This window comes from Streptococcus bovimastitidis, assembly GCF_001885095.1.
GTDB classification, from domain to species: Bacteria; Bacillota; Bacilli; order Lactobacillales; family Streptococcaceae; genus Streptococcus; species Streptococcus bovimastitidis.
Map to the genome: position 1 here is coordinate 17,174 of NZ_LZDD01000001.1, position 15,803 is coordinate 32,976.

Sequence of the window (15,803 nt, forward strand, 5' to 3'; positions counted from 1 at the left end):
AAAAAAAGATGCATTAGATTTTAAAAATTCCTCATGCTATACTATTAGTGAAAAGTATCACATTTATCATCGGCTGAATTTGTTAGTCGGTAGCAAGTGGTCCAATAGCTTTCATGAGAAAAGGAAAGGTGTTAAAGAAATGGTAAAAACAGTAACAATTGGAGATTTGGTCATTGGCCAAGGTCAACCTAAAATTATCGTGCCTATCGTCGCCAAAAGTGCAGAGGCTATTATCCAAGCAGCCAAAGAAATCAGTGAAATTGATTGTGATTTTGTGGAATGGCGTATTGATCATTTTGAAAAAGTCCAAGACTTTGCAGAAGTAGCTAAATTGTCTAAACAAGTCAAAGCAACATTAGCAAAACCTCTTCTAGTGACCTTTAGAACACACAAGGAAGGTGGCGTTTGTCCCTTATCTGATGAATCCTATTTCAAACTCTATCAAGAATTAATTGAGCATGGGAGCCTTGATTTATTAGACGTGGAACTCTTTATGCCAGAGGCTGGAGTTGCAGACTTAATCACAAAAGCACATGAAAAAGCAATCAAAATAATCATGTGTAATCATGATTTCGATAAAACACCAAGTCAAGAAACCATTGTTGAACGCCTGACCATGATGGAAGAAAAAGGTGCTGACATCTGTAAGATTGCAGTGATGCCACAAAGCAATCAAGATGTTTTGACCCTAATGTCCTCAACAGCGCAAGCAAGACAAAAACTTGAGCAACCCTTGATTACCATGTCTATGGGTTCGCTGGGAATGGTAACACGGGTTTCTGGAGAAGCTTTTGGGTCTGCCGCAACCTTCGGTGCTGCTCAAGAAGCATCAGCACCAGGACAAGTACCAGTTGGCTTATTGCGCCAAATTTTGACAACCTTTAAATTGAACTAGGAAAAGGAAGAGTTATGACTAAAGAATTACTTGATCAGCTAACATTACCAAATGGACAGTCTTTAAAAAATCGTATCGCCATGGCACCTATGACGACACAATCAGCCTATTTTGACGGTTCCATCACTGAGGAATTGATTAAATATTATGCAGAGCGCTCTGGAACAGCGGGGACCATCATCGTTGAAAGTGCTTTTGTTGAAGACAAAGGCCGTGGTTTCTTCGGTGCACTTGGTATTGACCATGATGATAAAATCGAAGGCCTAAGTCGCCTCACGCAGGCCATCAAAAATAAAGGGTCAAAAGCCCTCATTCAAATCTATCATGCAGGACGTATGGCTTGGCCAGAGATGAATGGTGGTGCGAAACCAATCTCTTCCTCAGCAGTAGCAGCCCTTCGCCCAAACGCACCAGTACCAACCGAAATGACTCACCAAGAAGTCTTAGAAATGGTAGCCAACTTTAAAGAAGCTGTTCGTCGTGCCATAAAAGCAGGCTTTGATGGTGTCGAACTTCACGGTGCCAACACTTATCTCTTACAACAATTCTTCTCACCACATTCTAACCGTCGTCAAGATGCTTGGGGTGGCAGCCGAGAAAAAAGAGCTAAATTCCCCTTGGAAGTATTAAAAGCAGCCCACCAAGCCGTTAAAGAAGAAGGAGCCGAAAACTTCATTATCGGTTACCGATTCTCACCAGAAGAATTGGAAGAACCAGGAATCCACTTCGAAGACAGCATGTACCTGCTCAATACTTTGGCAGAAGAAGGACTAGACTATGTTCACTTCTCAATGGGAGCCTACTTACGAACTTCAATCGTTGATACCAATGACTTAGAGCCAACTATTGCCAAATACCACAAGCTTAAATCAGAAAAATTAGCCCAAGTCCCAGTCATGGGGGTTGGCGGCATCTTACAAAAAGCGGATGCCGAAGATGCCTTAGCCGCTGGATACGACTTAGTAGCTATCGCAAAAGGATACCTGGTAGAGAATGATTGGGCTCAAGCCATCATGGCTGACCAACAAGTTCCTGCCTTTGCTGATGTGCATGATCGTGAAAAATTAGTTATCCCTACCCCTTTGTGGAAATTTATGGATGACACCTTCTTCTTGGTTAAAGACACCATTGCCGAAGCTGCCAAAGCAGAGCGTCTCAAAGAATTAATGACCAAACCTTTGGAATATAAAGCTGGTGAGTATCGTGTCATGGCTCATGGCCACAACAGCGAATTACCAATGAAAGTTACCTTCAGTGATTCAGCTATCACAGCTATTGAAATTGATAGCGCTGGTGAATCAGCAGGACTTTCTGATTTGGTCTTTGAAAAAATGCCAAAACAAATCATTGATTTCCAAACCCTTAATGTTGATGCCGTTTCAGGAGCATCCTCAACCAGCCAAGGGGTTATTGATGGGGTTTCAGACGCCGTTCTTGAAGCCAGTGGACAAGATGCCGTTGATGTCTTAAAAGCACGTCCAAAACCAACAGTCGTCCGCTCAACTGAAGTCGTTGAAGAAACTGCCGACCTAGTTGTCGTTGGAGGTGGGGCAGCCGGAATTGCCGCAGCCCTCAGAGCTGATGAGTTAGGCTTAAAAGTAACATTAGTTGAAAAACTCAGCTTTATTGGGGGTGCCATTTCTGTATCTGGTGGTAACCAAGTGGTTATGGGTTCACGCTTACAACTTGAAGAAGGCGTGCAAGATGACAGTCCAGAACTTATGTACGAAGATTTCATGGCCAATGGTAACCATAAAAACGTGCCAGAATTGCTTAGCCTCTTAACCGAGAATGTTGGCCAAGCAACTGACTGGGTTCACGATTATATCGGTGTTCAGTACGACAAAGGCTTGCATATCTTAGCCGAGTACCGTAAAGACCGTGAATTGGCTTATGCCCATGGGGGACATGGCTTCGCAGATACAGTCCGTACAAAAATGGCAGCATCAGGCGTAACCTTACTATTACAAACAAAAGCAGAGAAACTCTTACATGACGGCCAAGGGAATGTAACAGGCTTAGTAGCGGTAGAAGAAACAGGTAAAACCCACCGCATCCAAACCAAAGGGGTTATCTTAACAACAGGTGGTTACGGTAATAACAAGGCCCTCCTTACAGATGAACTCAAAGGTGTTCTCTTCTACGGAACAAGCTCATCAATGGGTGAAGGCCTCATGATGGCGCAAGTACCAGAAATTGACGCCGCTAGCCGTCTCATGGAATTTGGAAAAATCTATCCAAATGGGGTCGAAGTAGCACCAGGCTATGCCAAATCAACCATCGGAGGTAACTTAGTTGTTCTGAAACAAAACGGCCTTTTAGTCAACACCGACGGTCAGCGCGTGGTTAATGAACGAGCAAGTAACCATGACATTCTAGAAGTCTTGATGGAACAAAAAGCTAAATTGTTGTACCTACTATTAGACCAAAGCCATTTTGATGTTTTCCGCAAAGAAATAGCTGAAGGTGGTATCTCAGAAGCTGAAGTTGACTCATGGTTAGCAGCCAACGGCCAAACAACACCATATCTCTTCCACGCTGATACCCTAGAAGAATTAGCTGAATTAGCAGGAATGGATTCTACTAGCCTTGCTGAAACCGTAGCTCGTTACAACGGCTTTGTTGAAGCTGGTCAAGACCAAGACTTCCAACGTGAGCTCCGCTTTTTACAAGAAAAAGTTGGCCAAGGTCCTTACTACATGATTGAGCAACGTCCGCGTTTTGCCACAACAATGGGTGGACTTGTGGTTAATGATAAACTAGAAGTTGAAAACAGTAAAGGCAATGTTATTTCTGGTCTTTATGCGGCCGGAGAAGTCGTTGGTGGGGTTATGGGAACAGACTCACCATCAGGGGCAAACAATGCTTGGGCCCTTACTTCAGGTAAATTAGCAGCCGAAAGTCTAGCAGCCAAAATTTAAAGAATTTCCTCTAGCAAAAGCTCAGGTGAGTGATCATTTGGGCTTTTTGCTTGGTTAAATGGCCGAGCTGAGAATGTGGTATACTAGTAAAGGTAAAAAAGGAGTTAAAATGTTAGATATTCTCATCAAAGCTAGCGCTTTTGTATTAGTGGTCCTGCTGGGGTATTTATTCAAAATCGGAGGCATTATCTCGGACAAGGAAGGCAGAGCCATGGCCAAAGTGGTTATGAATGTAACACTGCCCTGTGCACTCCTGATTTCCGCAAAAGCCATAACTATTTCAAGCCAACTATTTATACCGATGTTGGTTGCCCTACTAGCTAATTTTCTGATGTTGCTGATTGGTTATCTCAAAAGTCGTGGCAAAGAAGCTGTAGCAGCTTCCCAGGAAATTATTCAGTTAGCTGGCTACAATGTGGGGAATTTTGCCTTTCCCTTTGTTCAGTCTTTCTTCCCAGCATCCTATTTGTTAACAGTTATTCTGTTTGATATTGGCAATGCTATTATGGTTTTTGGTGGCAATGTCTCTATGGCAAGTGGCTTAGCCAAATTGGATGGACGCATGACCTTGCAGAAATTTTTGGCAAAACTTTATCATTCCGTCCCCTTTTGTACCTACCTCTTTTGTTTCTGTTTAGCTCTTTTACACATTGAGCTACCGGATGCTGTCCTAACCATTTTAAAAATTGGTGCCGACGCCAATCCTTTTATGGCCATGTTGGTCTTAGGGATTATGGTTGATTTGCGGATGAATAGAGAAGAAGTTGTCGAAATTGGTCGTCTGCTAGGTCTGCGCTTACTAGGCTCAGGAATCATGATTGCCCTCGTCTATCTTTTGCCAGTATCCGCAATTGTCAGAGATATGTTAACCGTTTGTCTCTTGGCACCAATCGCAGTAGTTTCACCGCTCTTTGCGCGTGAGTTGGGGAGCAAGAGTTCGACTCCAGCAACTATCAATTCCTTAACCATCATCTCTAGCATTGTCTTAATAACACTATTTATTCTTATACAAGCTTAAAGTGATCTGAAATGACGAATTGTTTCTCCAATTTCATTTTCCTTCAGACATCATCTGATTTGAACATAGGAGTTTTTACTCAGACTTTATCTGGTTTGAAAATATGAACTTCTTGCTCATATATTATTTCTAGCCATTCTTCCTTTGGTAAAGGGAGCTAATTCTGCCAGCAAAGCTTAAGGAAAGCTTAACTGACAGATTTGGAAATAACCTTTTCTGGTAATAGCCCTTTTTTTCTGCTATGCTATTACTTAGAAAAAAGAAAAACTAAAGGAATATTATGTTTACTGATTTTATTAATATGATATTGACCAATTATGGTCTTTATGCATTTGCAATTATCTTTGTCATTATTTTTGTGGAAACTGGCTTGGTCTTTTTTCCCTTCCTACCTGGGGATTCGCTTTTGTTTATGACCGGTGCCTCTATTGCCAAAAGTGCCTACAATCCCATCCCTTTTATTATCCTATTAGCCCTTGCAGCTATTATTGGGGATTATGTTAACTACTCCTTAGGGAAAAGATATGGGCTAGCTCTGAGAAGAGTACCTTTTTTCGGTAAATTTATTAAAGACAGTCATATTGCTGAAACGGAACAATTTTTTGTAAAATATGGTAATATTGCAATCTCACTAGGCCGATTTGTTCCCATCGTGAGAACTTTTATTCCATTTATTTCTGGAATCGGACGAATGGATGCTAAGAAATTCTTGCATTATAATATCATCGGTGGACTTGCTTGGGTCGTCGTTGGGATTTTAGCAGGATTCTTCTTTGGTAGTATCCCTTTTGTTCAAGCTCACTTTGAACTGATCATGTTGGGAATCATCTTTGTTTCGGTATTACCAATTATTTTCGTAGCAGTTAAACGTCAATTATCAAGCAAATAAAAGAGACCAATTGGTCTCTTTTTGATCAATCAAAAGCCTAGGATAGCTTAATCCTAGGCTTTTATTTGGATTTCTTATTTGTGGGCAAGTCCTTTTTTGAGTCCTTTAAAGAAACCGATATCGTCTGTTTGGAGAATTAAACCAGAGTATGATTTTCCGATAAAGTTGGTTAATAAGAAAGCACTAAGAGCTAAAATAGCTAAGGAAATCAGACTTTGAGTTAGATCAGCATAGCCATTAATTAAACGAATGGGCATAAAGAAGGTTGAAATAAAGGGAATGTAGGAGCCAATTTTGAGGAGTAGCACATCACTGCCTTCTTGTCCAAAGAGGAAGGAGCCGACAAAACCGGCGATAACCAGGTACATGACTGGTTGAGCTGCTTGTTGGGCTTGTTCAGGTCTTACAACCAGTGAACCGCAAAGGGCTGCTAAGATAACATAAATGAGGATGCCAAATACTCCAAAGGCTAAAATAGACCAGTCTAAATGTTTGAAAACAGATTCGATTAAGGGTTTGCTTCCAGCAATCATGGCTTTCATATTGTCCATCTTATTGGCCAAATGATAGGTCACTAAACCACCAATCACATAAATAGAGACATGGGTTAGAATAACGGCGAAGATTCCAAGGATTCGACCGTAGAAATAATTCTCAGCGGAAACACTGGAAAAGATAACTTCCATAATTTTAGTCCCTTTTTCACTGGCAATTTCTTGGGCAGTTTGGGAAGCATAAATCAGAATAATAAAATACATGATAAAGATGACACCGAAGAAAGAGATGTACTTACTGATAGCATTGTATTGATTTTTTTTCTCGGTTTCAACTTTTAGTTGGGGTTCTTGACTTAAAGTTTTTAACTGGTCTGGTGAAATCTGAGCTTTTTGAATATTGACTTGATTTTGAAGTAATCCTAAGCTTTGTTCTAGGAGGACTTTTTGACTCCTTCCTATGCTGTCATTACTCTTATAAATACCTTTAACAAGGGCATCTTTTGCGTCAACAATTAAATAGGCTGAAATTTTTTCTTTTTTTAGAGCTTTGGCAGCATCTTTTTCACTTTTATAGGAAAAGGTCTTATCCTCAATGTTTTGGAAGGCTTTTTTCATGGCTTTATCGCTAACAACAATGGCTATTTTGTCATTTTTTGAAGCTGAATTGCCACTGAGATAACCAATCCCCAATGAAAAAGCAATAAAGATAAAGGGTGAGATGACCATGAGTAAGAAAGACCAAGATTTAACTTGTCTTAAAAAGGTTTCTTTACAAACGATTAATATTTCTTTCATGAGAGAGCTCCTGACTTCAGTTTAAAGATATCATCAATAGATGGTGCTTGTTGATCAAAGGTTGATAAATAGCGACCAGCAGAGACACGATTAAAGATTTCTTTGCCAACTTCCTCATTGGCTAAAATAAGACGCCATTGTCCCTGATTTGTTTTTTTGATTTCCAAGATTTCAGGGATATCATTTAAACAATCAATAGCAACTTCAGATGATAAATAAAGTCTGGTTTTGCCAAAGCTATTGCGAATATCGGAAATGCTTCCATTTAAGACAATTTGTCCATCTTGAATCATAATCAGTTGGTCACACAATTCTTCAACATTGGTCATGACATGGTCGGAGAAGATGATGGTTGCTCCACGCTCTTTTTCCGCAAATATGACTTTTTTTAGAATAGCTGAATTAACAGGATCTAGACCAGAAAAGGGCTCATCGAGAATAATTAAATCAGGTTTATGGATAAGTGTAATGATTAATTGAATTTTTTGTTGATTCCCTTTTGATAAACTTTTAATTTTATCACTTGGTTTACCTTTGACTTCTAGCCGTTCCATCCAAAGTGGAAGTTCTTTTTTGACTTCAACATCAGTCATTCCTTTTAAACGAGCTAAGTAGGAAACTTGTTGAAGGACACTTAGTTTAGGCATTAAACTGCGTTCCTCTGGTAAATAGCCAATTTTAGGATAAGCTTTTTTGGTAATTGTTTCCCCATCAAGACAAATTTGTCCTTGATAAGTGACAAAGTGCAGTAAGGAATGGAAAAAAGTTGTTTTACCTGCCCCATTTTTCCCTACAAAGCCACAAATACTTCCAGATTGAATGTCAAAAGATAAATCTTTCAGTACGGGAGTATTACCATAGGCTTTGCTCAAATGATTTATAGTTAGCATATTCAAACTCCTAAATTTTCATTTTAGTAAAGGTTGCTTTACAAAAGTAGTATAATAAACGTTACATTTTTTGTCAAATGATTTTATTATTTTTTTAAAATTTGACCAAGAGCTTTTATTTATATAAAATAATATTAAAATGAAAGTAGGATTGTTACCATGTCTGCGTTTGAAGAATTAGCTGAGGAATTAGCCAAGAAGAATATTTTTTATGATATTGTGGAACATCCAGCTGCCTTAACAACGGAAGAAGCTGACGCTTACATTGAGGGCTATGAAGGCGTCCGTACCAAATCCATGTTTCTGACCAATAAGAAAAAAACAGCTTACTATCTTGTTGTTATGGATGATACCAAGCCCTTGAATATGGATTCTTTCAAAGACCTAGTCCATGCCAATCGTATTAGAATGGCTTCTCCTCAGAGTCTAGAGGAGAAAATGGGCTTAAGACCTGGGGTTGTTTCCCCCTTCGGCCTCATCAATAACCATAAAAAAGACATTCAGGTTTATTTTGATACCGAAATTTTGGATCAGCCGATTCAAACTTTCCACCCTAATGACAACACTAAAACAATCTTTGTCAAAACTGAGGACGTTTTACGCTTTATTGAGGACTTGGGATTTGAGGTCCACAAGGTTAACCTATAAAAAGGAGATTTAATGCCAGCTTCAACCAATATTTTTGTTTTTGATTTAGATGGGACTATTGTGTTTAATAGCCGAGCTATTGAGCAAAGAGTAAAAGAAAAATTATTAGCATTACAGAGTAATGCAACTCTGATCTTTGCTTCCGCTCGTCCCATTCGAGATATGCTGCCCCTCTTGGAAGATTTTCAAACTTGTGACCTGATTGGGGCTAATGGAGCTATGTATAGAAAGAATCAGCAGATTCAACTGACAGAATATCTAAATCCTAATACCATTGTGACTTGTTTTCAATTGATTGAGAAAGAAGACTTGGATTATATAGTAGATTATGACTGGAACTATAGTGCAAAAATTTCTGACCTGCAACATCATATTTTAGGGAAATTAGATCCAGGACATTTAGCTAAAGAGGTAGCCCTGACAGAAAAAAATGTGAGCAAAATAATTCTCTTCAATATTGAAGCAGAAGAAGCTCAGCTACTGGAATCAATGCCCAATACAACGGTTCTCTACCATCAAGCAGAAAAAGAGCTGGTTATCACTGCGAAAGGAATAAATAAATACTCTGCATTGAGATTTTTGATTGGTCAAAAGCCCTTCGTTGCTTTTGGTAATGACCAAAATGATATTACAATGCTCAACAATGCGACGAAAGGCTTTGTCATTGGAGATTTGATAGCATCGGAAAAATATCAATCGATAGCAGTTGAAGATTTGGTAGAAAAATTAGATTATTGGATTACAAAATAAAAGTAGAGAGTCAGTGATACTATCCTGACTCTCTTTTTAAAGATATGTTTCAACTTTTTAATTAATTGTTAATAATTAAGTCCATCAAATTGAGAACATCCTGTCGACTTGGAAATAGATTAATAATCATCGACTTTTGATTGAGACGGAGCTGGTTCTGGGGAATCACAATATCGGTAAGAATAATGTCGAAACTATCATTAAATGATCTTTTTTCCGTAATTGGTATGATATTTGCGAAACTTTCTGAAATAGAAACAGCGAAGTAGTCACAAACCATTTTGGAGTGATGTTTGCCAATCGAAGTATAAATACCTATTTTTAGAGGGTTCCAATGTTGTTTCATTTCAGGAACAAAATCTTCCCAATTGGAAATTAAGACATGGGTAATATTCTCTTTGATTTCTTCCAAATTCTTTAGAGGTATATTAATATGTGTTAGATAATCAGTGATAAAAGTCTCGATGGCATGGGCATTTATGGGTAAAAAAGTGTCTCTCAAATCAAGTATATTAATATCCGAGCGAATTAAAAGATTTTTATAATAAGCGATATAAAACGGAAAGAGAATCGTATAATTATGAATAATGCGAATTAATCGATCTTCATTTTTTAAGGGATAGTGTAAAATGTTTTGAAAATGGTTTATGCTTTATTTTCACTTTTTGTTTCAATTAGTTCCTTCTGTGTTTCTAGAAATAGATTCATCTCTAGAAATAAATACATCTTCAGAAGAAAAAATCAACTGAGAGTTATAAATACCAATTATCAAGTTTTTAAAATTTAATTTGTTTTCCTTTTTAATTTTTAAATTTGATTAAGAAATTGAAGGTGCTATATTTCTAACTTTAAATTGGGTTTAATCTAAAAAATAGATGAATATAAAACTTTAATTGAGACTGTAATTTTTAAACCTTCTTTTCCACTTGTATTATATTTCATACTTTCTTCAGAAGAAATAGCAATAATTTTTTTCTAAAAGTGATTTAGTAGCTTCTATAATTGTTTTGTTTGTTCCATAGCAAACCTCCTTATAATTTGGTATAATATAATTAAAAATTAAATTATACATTTGATGTAAAAAATCAAGAAATAAATTATGTTGTAATTATAAAAGTATTACTTTTTAACTTCTTTGAATTAATACGAGTTGAAAGTTATAGAAATTATGACGTAAAAATATATAAACAACGTGTTGGTTCAAAAATCAAATTAATCCGAAAAAAATATGGCTATTCCATGACTGAGTTCGCTAACAAAATTGGTGTGACCAAAGGAGCTATAAATAATTATGAAAAGGGTAGAGTAATTCCTAAGTTTTCTGTATTAGATAAAATAATAAAACTTAGTGACAATCTGAATGAAATAGAGATAATTCATTTTAATAAAACCTGTTATAATGGATAACATTATATCAAGAAAATGAATTAATAATTTATTTAAGGAGATTTAAAATGAAAAATTTAAACACAAAGACCAAAGCTTGGATTAATCTATTTGCATTCATTATAACTATAGCATTTAATGCTTTAGGTTCATTCGGATATATTAACGGAATGAGTCAAAAAGCAGTTTCCGATAAGTATCATAATCTAATTACTCCTGCTCCATTTACTTTTTCAATATGGGGTATTATTTATACCTTACTTTTACTTACATTAGCTATGATGATAGTAAAAAAGAAAGATTCAAAGGTAAATAAACTAATTAATATTTTTACTCCTACTTTTCTTCTAAGCTCTTTATTTAATATCTTGTGGATTGTAAGTTTTTCTTATGAACAAATAGGAATTTCTACTATATTTATTTTTTTGTTACTTATAAGTTTGACTACTATTAGTAAAAGATTAGATGAACATAGGAGTGAAATACCTTACAGACTTATAGGAATTACATTTGGGCTTTATTCGGGATGGTTGACTATAGCTTCAGTGGTAAATGTTGCAGCTTATTTAGTAAGAATGGGATGGAATGGTTTTGGGATTTCTCAAACAGTTTTGGCACCTACAGTTTTAGCTCTTTCAATTATTATAGTAATTTTAATAAATACTAAGATAAATAATGCTATATATACTTTACCTGTTGCATGGGCTTTTTTTGGAATACTGATGGAAACGAGAAGATTAGCTGGAAAGTTAGATTATGGTACGTATCTTAACCCAGTTATAATAATTGGAATCGTAGTATTAACGTTAGTTTCGATATTACAATTTAATCGAAACAATTTCTGTGTTGTTAAAAGAGAGGACAAATAATGATAAAAAGATATTTAATAATATTTGGAGTTTTTTTACTAATTGATGCTGCATGGCTTGGACTAGTTGCACCGAAATTTTATAAAAATAATATTGGCCATTTAATGGCTGATAAAGTTAATTTTATTCCAGCAATCATTTTTTATCTATTATATGTTTCAGCTATATTAATATTTATTGTAAATCCAACAGCTGAGAGTGGAAATATATTAAAAGGGATTCTAATGGGAGCATTTCTAGGGCTAGTTATGTATGCAACATACGACTTGACAAATATGGCTACTCTTAAAGGGTGGCCAACTATAGTAACAGTCGTTGATTTAATTTGGGGTTCATTTGTAACAGCTGCAACAACAGGAATTTCAATAAAAATAATTAATATATTAGGATTGTAAGATGAAAGATATCATAACAAGTAGTTCTATCTATAATGCCTTTATATTAGCAACAGAACAAATAATGCTTAATAAAGATTACTTAAATGAAGTAAATTATTTTCCTGTACCAGATAATGATACTGGAGAGAATCTATCTCATTTAATGCAGAGAATAAGGGAAGAAATTCGTGAAGAAGAAAATATAAAAGATATACTAAAATCCGTAAGTAATGCAGCTATCAAAGGTTCTAGAGGTAATTCTGGTGCAATATTTTCACAGTTTTTTCAAGGATTTGAGTATAAATGTCCTGACACTACAAGTTTACATTTATCAGAATTAATTAATTGTTTCGAATCTGGATCAGAGTATGCATACGACTCATTAGAAAATCCAGTAGAAGGAACAATTTTAACTGCAATCTCGGACTTTTCAGCAAGCTTACAGTTATTTAAAAATAATGAAATTGGAACAGGATCAATTTTTGAGAAATCATACGAAGAATTACAGAAGACTGTAGAAAAAACAAAGTATCAGATGAAGACAAAAGTAGGTAGTCAAAAAGTAGATGCTGGAGCACTTGGATTTATGTATTTCGTAGAGGGATTTATTAGTGGAATAAAAGGTAAAAAAGCTAATAAAACTAACAATGATTATATAGAAATAATAAGAGAAACACATATAAAAACACATGATTATCATATTGTTGATAACTACAAGTATTGTACTGAAATTTTATTAAAAAATAAAAAAAGTGTTCAGAAAGAAGACTTTAAGGATATTCTTAAAAAATATGGAGATTCTATAGTTATAACTGAGAATAAAACGTACCGAAGAACCCATATCCATACTAATGATCCGCAAAAGTTAATTGATATATTTAGAGAATTTGGTGATATTGTTGAAGTTAAAGCAGATGATATGATTTTACAACAAAGACTTACAAAAGTGTCTGATTCAGAGATCGGAATAGTAATAGATAGCATTGCAGATTTACCATTAGATGATTTACCAGATTTTGCATATATGTTACCCCTAAATATGATAATCGAAGGAGTTTCATATCAAGACAAGAGGACTGCTCCCAAAAATATGTCAAATATTAAAAGTGCTACTTCTTCACAACCTAATATTGAAGAGATAAAGAAATTCTTAAATCCTATTATTAAAAGACATAAGCATACCATTGTTTTGACAGTCTCATCTAAAATGTCAGGACTATTTGAGAGATATTTAGAATATAATAAGTCTAATCCGAATATTTCATTGGAAATAGTAGATACAAAATTAAACTCTGTGGCTGAAGGCTTAGTAGTATATCATGCGATTAAAAAAATTCAAGAAGGAATTGAATATAGTGAACTTATTAAATTTCTAGAAAGTTCAATAAAAAGAACTAAGATTTTTGTAAGCCTAAAAAATCTGGATGGTATGGTAAAATCAGGAAGACTAAATCAGAGGATAGGATGGTTCCTTCAAAAAATAGGATTTCTTCCATTAGTTTCTATAGATCAAGAAGGAAATGGAATTATAAAAAGGGCGGCGTTTTCAAACAAGAGAAACTATTCTAACTTATTAAACGAAATAAAAATAAATAAGGATAAAATAGAATCCTATGCTTTAGTCCATGTAAATAATTTTGAGAAGGTTCGAGAATTGGAGAAAGTATTAATAGAAATATTAGGATTTTCACCCTTATATATTTCAGAAATATCTTCAATTACTGAAAATTTTTCTGGAGATGGAAGTGTAGCAATAGGCTATCAATTAAAGGAGAATTATGAATAAATATATTTTAACAGTTGGAATTGTTTTAATTAGTTTCATTTTCGTTTTCTTCATTGGAAAGAGGGAAAACAAGCATGACTTACTTGACGTACTATGGGGAGCTGCATTTATATTGTCCTCAGTAATATCCTACTTAATATCGAATAATAAGACATATTCTGGTTTATTAATGACTATTCTTGTTATTATTTGGGGCAGCAGGCTAACTTTCCATTTAGCAAAGAGAAATATTAAAACTAAAGAAGATTTTAGATATGATGACTATAGAAAAAATTATAAGGGAAAATATTTTGATTTTTATTTCTTTTTTAGGATGTATTTAGTCCAATTTGTGTTGTGTATAATAGTCGTATTACCAGTAATATATGTAAATATAACAGGTAATGCAAAAATTTCAATTTTAACAATTAACGGAATTTTTCTCTGGATTATTGGATTTATATTTGAATCGGTAGGGGATAAACAATTAAAAGACTTCAGGTCAAAACCCGAAAATAAAGGGGAGCTAATGACATCTGGACTTTGGGCATATACAAGGCATCCAAACTACTTTGGAGAAGCAATACAATGGTGGGGAATTTATATTATATCTATTTCCAATCTAAATAATGTGTGGCTCATTTTTAGTCCTTTAGTGATTACACTTTTAGTTAGGTTTGTATCTGGGGTCCCACTACTTGAAAGGAAATACGAAGGTAGACAGGATTGGGAAGAGTATAAAAACAGTACAAGTGTTTTTTTCCCGCTCCCTCAAAAATCGAAAAATTAGGCTTTACACACAAGATGAATAAAGAGAGACAAGAAATAGTTTGTTTCTCTTTTTGCTTTGCTATGTTTTTCTCGAAATAATAGAATTTAACAATCAGTAAAAATTAAGAAAATGAATGGCAATTCAAAGCTCAAATTAAAATATAAAAGTAAACATGCTCCGAATCCTTTATGAATACGAGCTCCGAACTTAATATTATAGTCCTCGAAAATACTTACAAGGCATCGTTCTAAGGCTTCTTAATTTTGGGAAAACACCCTCTTATTGTTTGGTCGCTTGATTTCTTTATTGAGTGATTCAATCAAGTTTGTAGTGTGAATACTAGACCAAATGTGATGTGGAAATTGATAGAAAGTTAGGAGGTTTTCCATTGTTTAAAGTGATGCCATGACCTTTTTGTAATCAGGTTTCTACTCAGAAACAAATTGCTCTAATAATTTAAAAGCCTCCTGTAAATTTGTGGCACGATAAATCTGGTTGAACTGATTTAGAATAGGTGCCCTATCTATCCGTTTGACCTTACTGGAAATATTACGACCAATGTGAACCAGACACTGTTGCTGTTTAGCCATTGGATAGGCTTGTTGGATGATTTGATCCACACCGGTAGAACCGCCTGTAACAACTAGAGAATCTTGCTTAAGTCCTTGATTTTGTAGCCTCTTAAGAAGATCTGAGCAAGAGACATTGTTTTCATTAGGGGCAATCTCATAGCCAAGAACTGATTTATACCCTTCAGGTATGATACCAAGTGTAATGTGAATACATTCTTTACTGACCGTACCTAGTCGTAAGGGTAAGTAAGTTCCGTCTAAATACAAGACTGAGTAGTTAGATTGAAGTGATCGTTCATGAAAGGCAGAGACACTTTCTTGGGACACTTTTGTGATATTTGAAACAGTTGCTGGACTGTAATGGTGAGCATACATGCGCTCAGTAATGTCACTCATTTCGCGTGTCGTAACGCCAGTCTGAAAGAGTTTAATCACCATATCTTTTAGCATAATATGGTGATTAACTGATGAAAATTTACCGAGTCGATATCTTAGGATTATAAAAATTACTGCCGCTACTTCGTTTCAAACTGTCGATAATTAGTCCCATTACGTCTATTACCAGAGTTGTAATTTTTTTCATATAGCTCATTTCCAAGGAAAGCTGGGAGTTCAAGCTACAAAAGGTCATTCATAGCTATTACTAAAGAGGAACGAATGAATTCTTCAATATCTAATTTTGAGCTAGGAAGTTAAGTAATTCTGTTCTAAACTAAGTCATGAGAATAAATCTCATTCTAGCGAAATATTGTAAGTATA

14 protein-coding genes and 1 pseudogene are annotated in these 15,803 nt (G+C 35.3%); 11 read left to right on the top strand and 4 right to left on the bottom strand.

Features of this window, described 5'->3' with window-relative positions; all coding sequences use genetic code 11:
* The first annotated feature begins 139 nt into the window (after nucleotides 1–139).
* The 4 genes from aroD to A9Q68_RS00110 all read left to right on the top strand — a co-directional run bounded on the left by aroD (nucleotide 140) and on the right by A9Q68_RS00110 (nucleotide 5,723).
* On the top strand, nucleotides 140–895 hold the full coding sequence (aroD, locus tag A9Q68_RS00095) for a type I 3-dehydroquinate dehydratase (RefSeq protein WP_071792619.1): 756 nt from the start codon (nucleotides 140–142) through the stop codon (nucleotides 893–895).
* A gap of 14 nt (nucleotides 896–909) precedes the next feature.
* Complete coding sequence (locus A9Q68_RS00100; protein ID WP_071792620.1) at nucleotides 910–3,816, top strand: NADH-dependent flavin oxidoreductase; 2,907 nt, start codon at nucleotides 910–912, stop codon at nucleotides 3,814–3,816.
* A gap of 109 nt (nucleotides 3,817–3,925) precedes the next feature.
* Nucleotides 3,926–4,834, top strand: a complete 909-nt coding sequence (locus A9Q68_RS00105) for an AEC family transporter (protein WP_071792621.1) — start codon at nucleotides 3,926–3,928, stop codon at nucleotides 4,832–4,834.
* Between the two features lie 280 nt (nucleotides 4,835–5,114).
* Nucleotides 5,115–5,723 carry a VTT domain-containing protein gene (locus A9Q68_RS00110; RefSeq protein ID WP_071792622.1) on the top strand — a complete coding sequence of 203 codons (609 nt, stop codon included), beginning with the start codon at nucleotides 5,115–5,117 and terminating at the stop codon, nucleotides 5,721–5,723.
* A gap of 74 nt (nucleotides 5,724–5,797) precedes the next feature.
* On the opposite strand, the gene A9Q68_RS00115 is transcribed toward A9Q68_RS00110, so the two are convergent.
* Nucleotides 5,798–7,015: an ABC transporter permease gene (locus A9Q68_RS00115; RefSeq protein ID WP_071792623.1), complete on the bottom strand. Its 1,218-nt coding sequence runs from the start codon at nucleotides 7,013–7,015 to the stop codon at nucleotides 5,798–5,800.
* Nucleotides 7,012–7,905, bottom strand: a complete 894-nt coding sequence (locus tag A9Q68_RS00120; RefSeq protein ID WP_071792624.1) for an ABC transporter ATP-binding protein — start codon at nucleotides 7,903–7,905, stop codon at nucleotides 7,012–7,014. Before A9Q68_RS00120 ends, A9Q68_RS00115 begins: the two co-directional genes overlap by 4 nt.
* 159 nt (nucleotides 7,906–8,064) lie before the next feature.
* On the opposite strand from A9Q68_RS00120, the gene A9Q68_RS00125 reads away from it, so the two are divergent.
* Both A9Q68_RS00125 and A9Q68_RS00130 read left to right on the top strand, forming a co-directional pair.
* Nucleotides 8,065–8,553, top strand: coding sequence for a prolyl-tRNA synthetase associated domain-containing protein (locus A9Q68_RS00125; protein ID WP_071792625.1), 489 nt, complete (start codon nucleotides 8,065–8,067; stop codon nucleotides 8,551–8,553).
* A gap of 12 nt (nucleotides 8,554–8,565) precedes the next feature.
* Nucleotides 8,566–9,303, top strand: coding sequence for an HAD-IIB family hydrolase (locus A9Q68_RS00130; protein ID WP_071792626.1), 738 nt, complete (start codon nucleotides 8,566–8,568; stop codon nucleotides 9,301–9,303).
* A gap of 61 nt (nucleotides 9,304–9,364) precedes the next feature.
* On the opposite strand, the gene A9Q68_RS00135 is transcribed toward A9Q68_RS00130, so the two are convergent.
* Complete coding sequence (locus tag A9Q68_RS00135) at nucleotides 9,365–9,805, bottom strand: hypothetical protein (RefSeq protein ID WP_131814164.1); 441 nt, start codon at nucleotides 9,803–9,805, stop codon at nucleotides 9,365–9,367.
* A gap of 704 nt (nucleotides 9,806–10,509) precedes the next feature.
* Between A9Q68_RS00135 and A9Q68_RS11115 the strand changes: the two genes are divergently transcribed.
* Genes A9Q68_RS11115 through A9Q68_RS00160 form a run of 5 tightly spaced genes read left to right on the top strand, consistent with a single transcriptional unit; the run spans nucleotide 10,510 to nucleotide 14,490 of the window.
* On the top strand, nucleotides 10,510–10,710 hold the full coding sequence (locus A9Q68_RS11115; protein ID WP_420806773.1) for a helix-turn-helix domain-containing protein: 201 nt from the start codon (nucleotides 10,510–10,512) through the stop codon (nucleotides 10,708–10,710).
* A gap of 47 nt (nucleotides 10,711–10,757) precedes the next feature.
* Entirely contained in the window at nucleotides 10,758–11,558 is an 801-nt protein-coding gene (locus tag A9Q68_RS00145; RefSeq protein WP_071792629.1) for a TspO/MBR family protein, read from the top strand.
* A complete protein-coding gene (locus A9Q68_RS00150; RefSeq protein ID WP_003104934.1) occupies nucleotides 11,558–11,953 on the top strand; it encodes a DUF2177 family protein in 396 nt (131 codons plus the stop codon). The genes A9Q68_RS00145 and A9Q68_RS00150 overlap by 1 nt, the downstream gene beginning before the upstream one ends.
* 1 nt (nucleotide 11,954) lies before the next feature.
* Nucleotides 11,955–13,721 carry a DegV family protein gene (locus A9Q68_RS00155; RefSeq protein ID WP_071792630.1) on the top strand — a complete coding sequence of 589 codons (1,767 nt, stop codon included), beginning with the start codon at nucleotides 11,955–11,957 and terminating at the stop codon, nucleotides 13,719–13,721.
* Nucleotides 13,714–14,490 carry a DUF1295 domain-containing protein gene (locus tag A9Q68_RS00160; protein WP_071792631.1) on the top strand — a complete coding sequence of 259 codons (777 nt, stop codon included), beginning with the start codon at nucleotides 13,714–13,716 and terminating at the stop codon, nucleotides 14,488–14,490. The genes A9Q68_RS00155 and A9Q68_RS00160 overlap by 8 nt, the downstream gene beginning before the upstream one ends.
* A gap of 86 nt (nucleotides 14,491–14,576) precedes the next feature.
* On the opposite strand, the pseudogene A9Q68_RS00165 reads toward A9Q68_RS00160, so the two are convergent.
* Nucleotides 14,577–15,756 (bottom strand): annotated as a pseudogene (locus A9Q68_RS00165) (IS256 family transposase); the annotation flags it as partial.
* Between the last annotated feature and the right edge of the window lie 47 nt (nucleotides 15,757–15,803).

Bases quoted from the DNA above. Each gene is read 5' to 3' on its own strand.
- aroD (WP_071792619.1), top strand. From the start codon at position 140: ATGGTAAAAACAGTAACAATTGGAGATTTGGTCATTGGCCAAGGTCAA.
- A9Q68_RS00100 (WP_071792620.1), top strand. From the start codon at position 910: ATGACTAAAGAATTACTTGATCAGCTAACATTACCAAATGGACAGTCT.
- A9Q68_RS00105 (WP_071792621.1), top strand. From the start codon at position 3,926: ATGTTAGATATTCTCATCAAAGCTAGCGCTTTTGTATTAGTGGTCCTG.
- A9Q68_RS00110 (WP_071792622.1), top strand. From the start codon at position 5,115: ATGTTTACTGATTTTATTAATATGATATTGACCAATTATGGTCTTTAT.
- A9Q68_RS00115 (WP_071792623.1), bottom strand. From the start codon at position 7,015: ATGAAAGAAATATTAATCGTTTGTAAAGAAACCTTTTTAAGACAAGTT.
- A9Q68_RS00120 (WP_071792624.1), bottom strand. From the start codon at position 7,905: ATGCTAACTATAAATCATTTGAGCAAAGCCTATGGTAATACTCCCGTA.
- A9Q68_RS00125 (WP_071792625.1), top strand. From the start codon at position 8,065: ATGTCTGCGTTTGAAGAATTAGCTGAGGAATTAGCCAAGAAGAATATT.
- A9Q68_RS00130 (WP_071792626.1), top strand. From the start codon at position 8,566: ATGCCAGCTTCAACCAATATTTTTGTTTTTGATTTAGATGGGACTATT.
- A9Q68_RS00145 (WP_071792629.1), top strand. From the start codon at position 10,758: ATGAAAAATTTAAACACAAAGACCAAAGCTTGGATTAATCTATTTGCA.
- A9Q68_RS00150 (WP_003104934.1), top strand. From the start codon at position 11,558: ATGATAAAAAGATATTTAATAATATTTGGAGTTTTTTTACTAATTGAT.
- A9Q68_RS00155 (WP_071792630.1), top strand. From the start codon at position 11,955: ATGAAAGATATCATAACAAGTAGTTCTATCTATAATGCCTTTATATTA.
- A9Q68_RS00160 (WP_071792631.1), top strand. From the start codon at position 13,714: ATGAATAAATATATTTTAACAGTTGGAATTGTTTTAATTAGTTTCATT.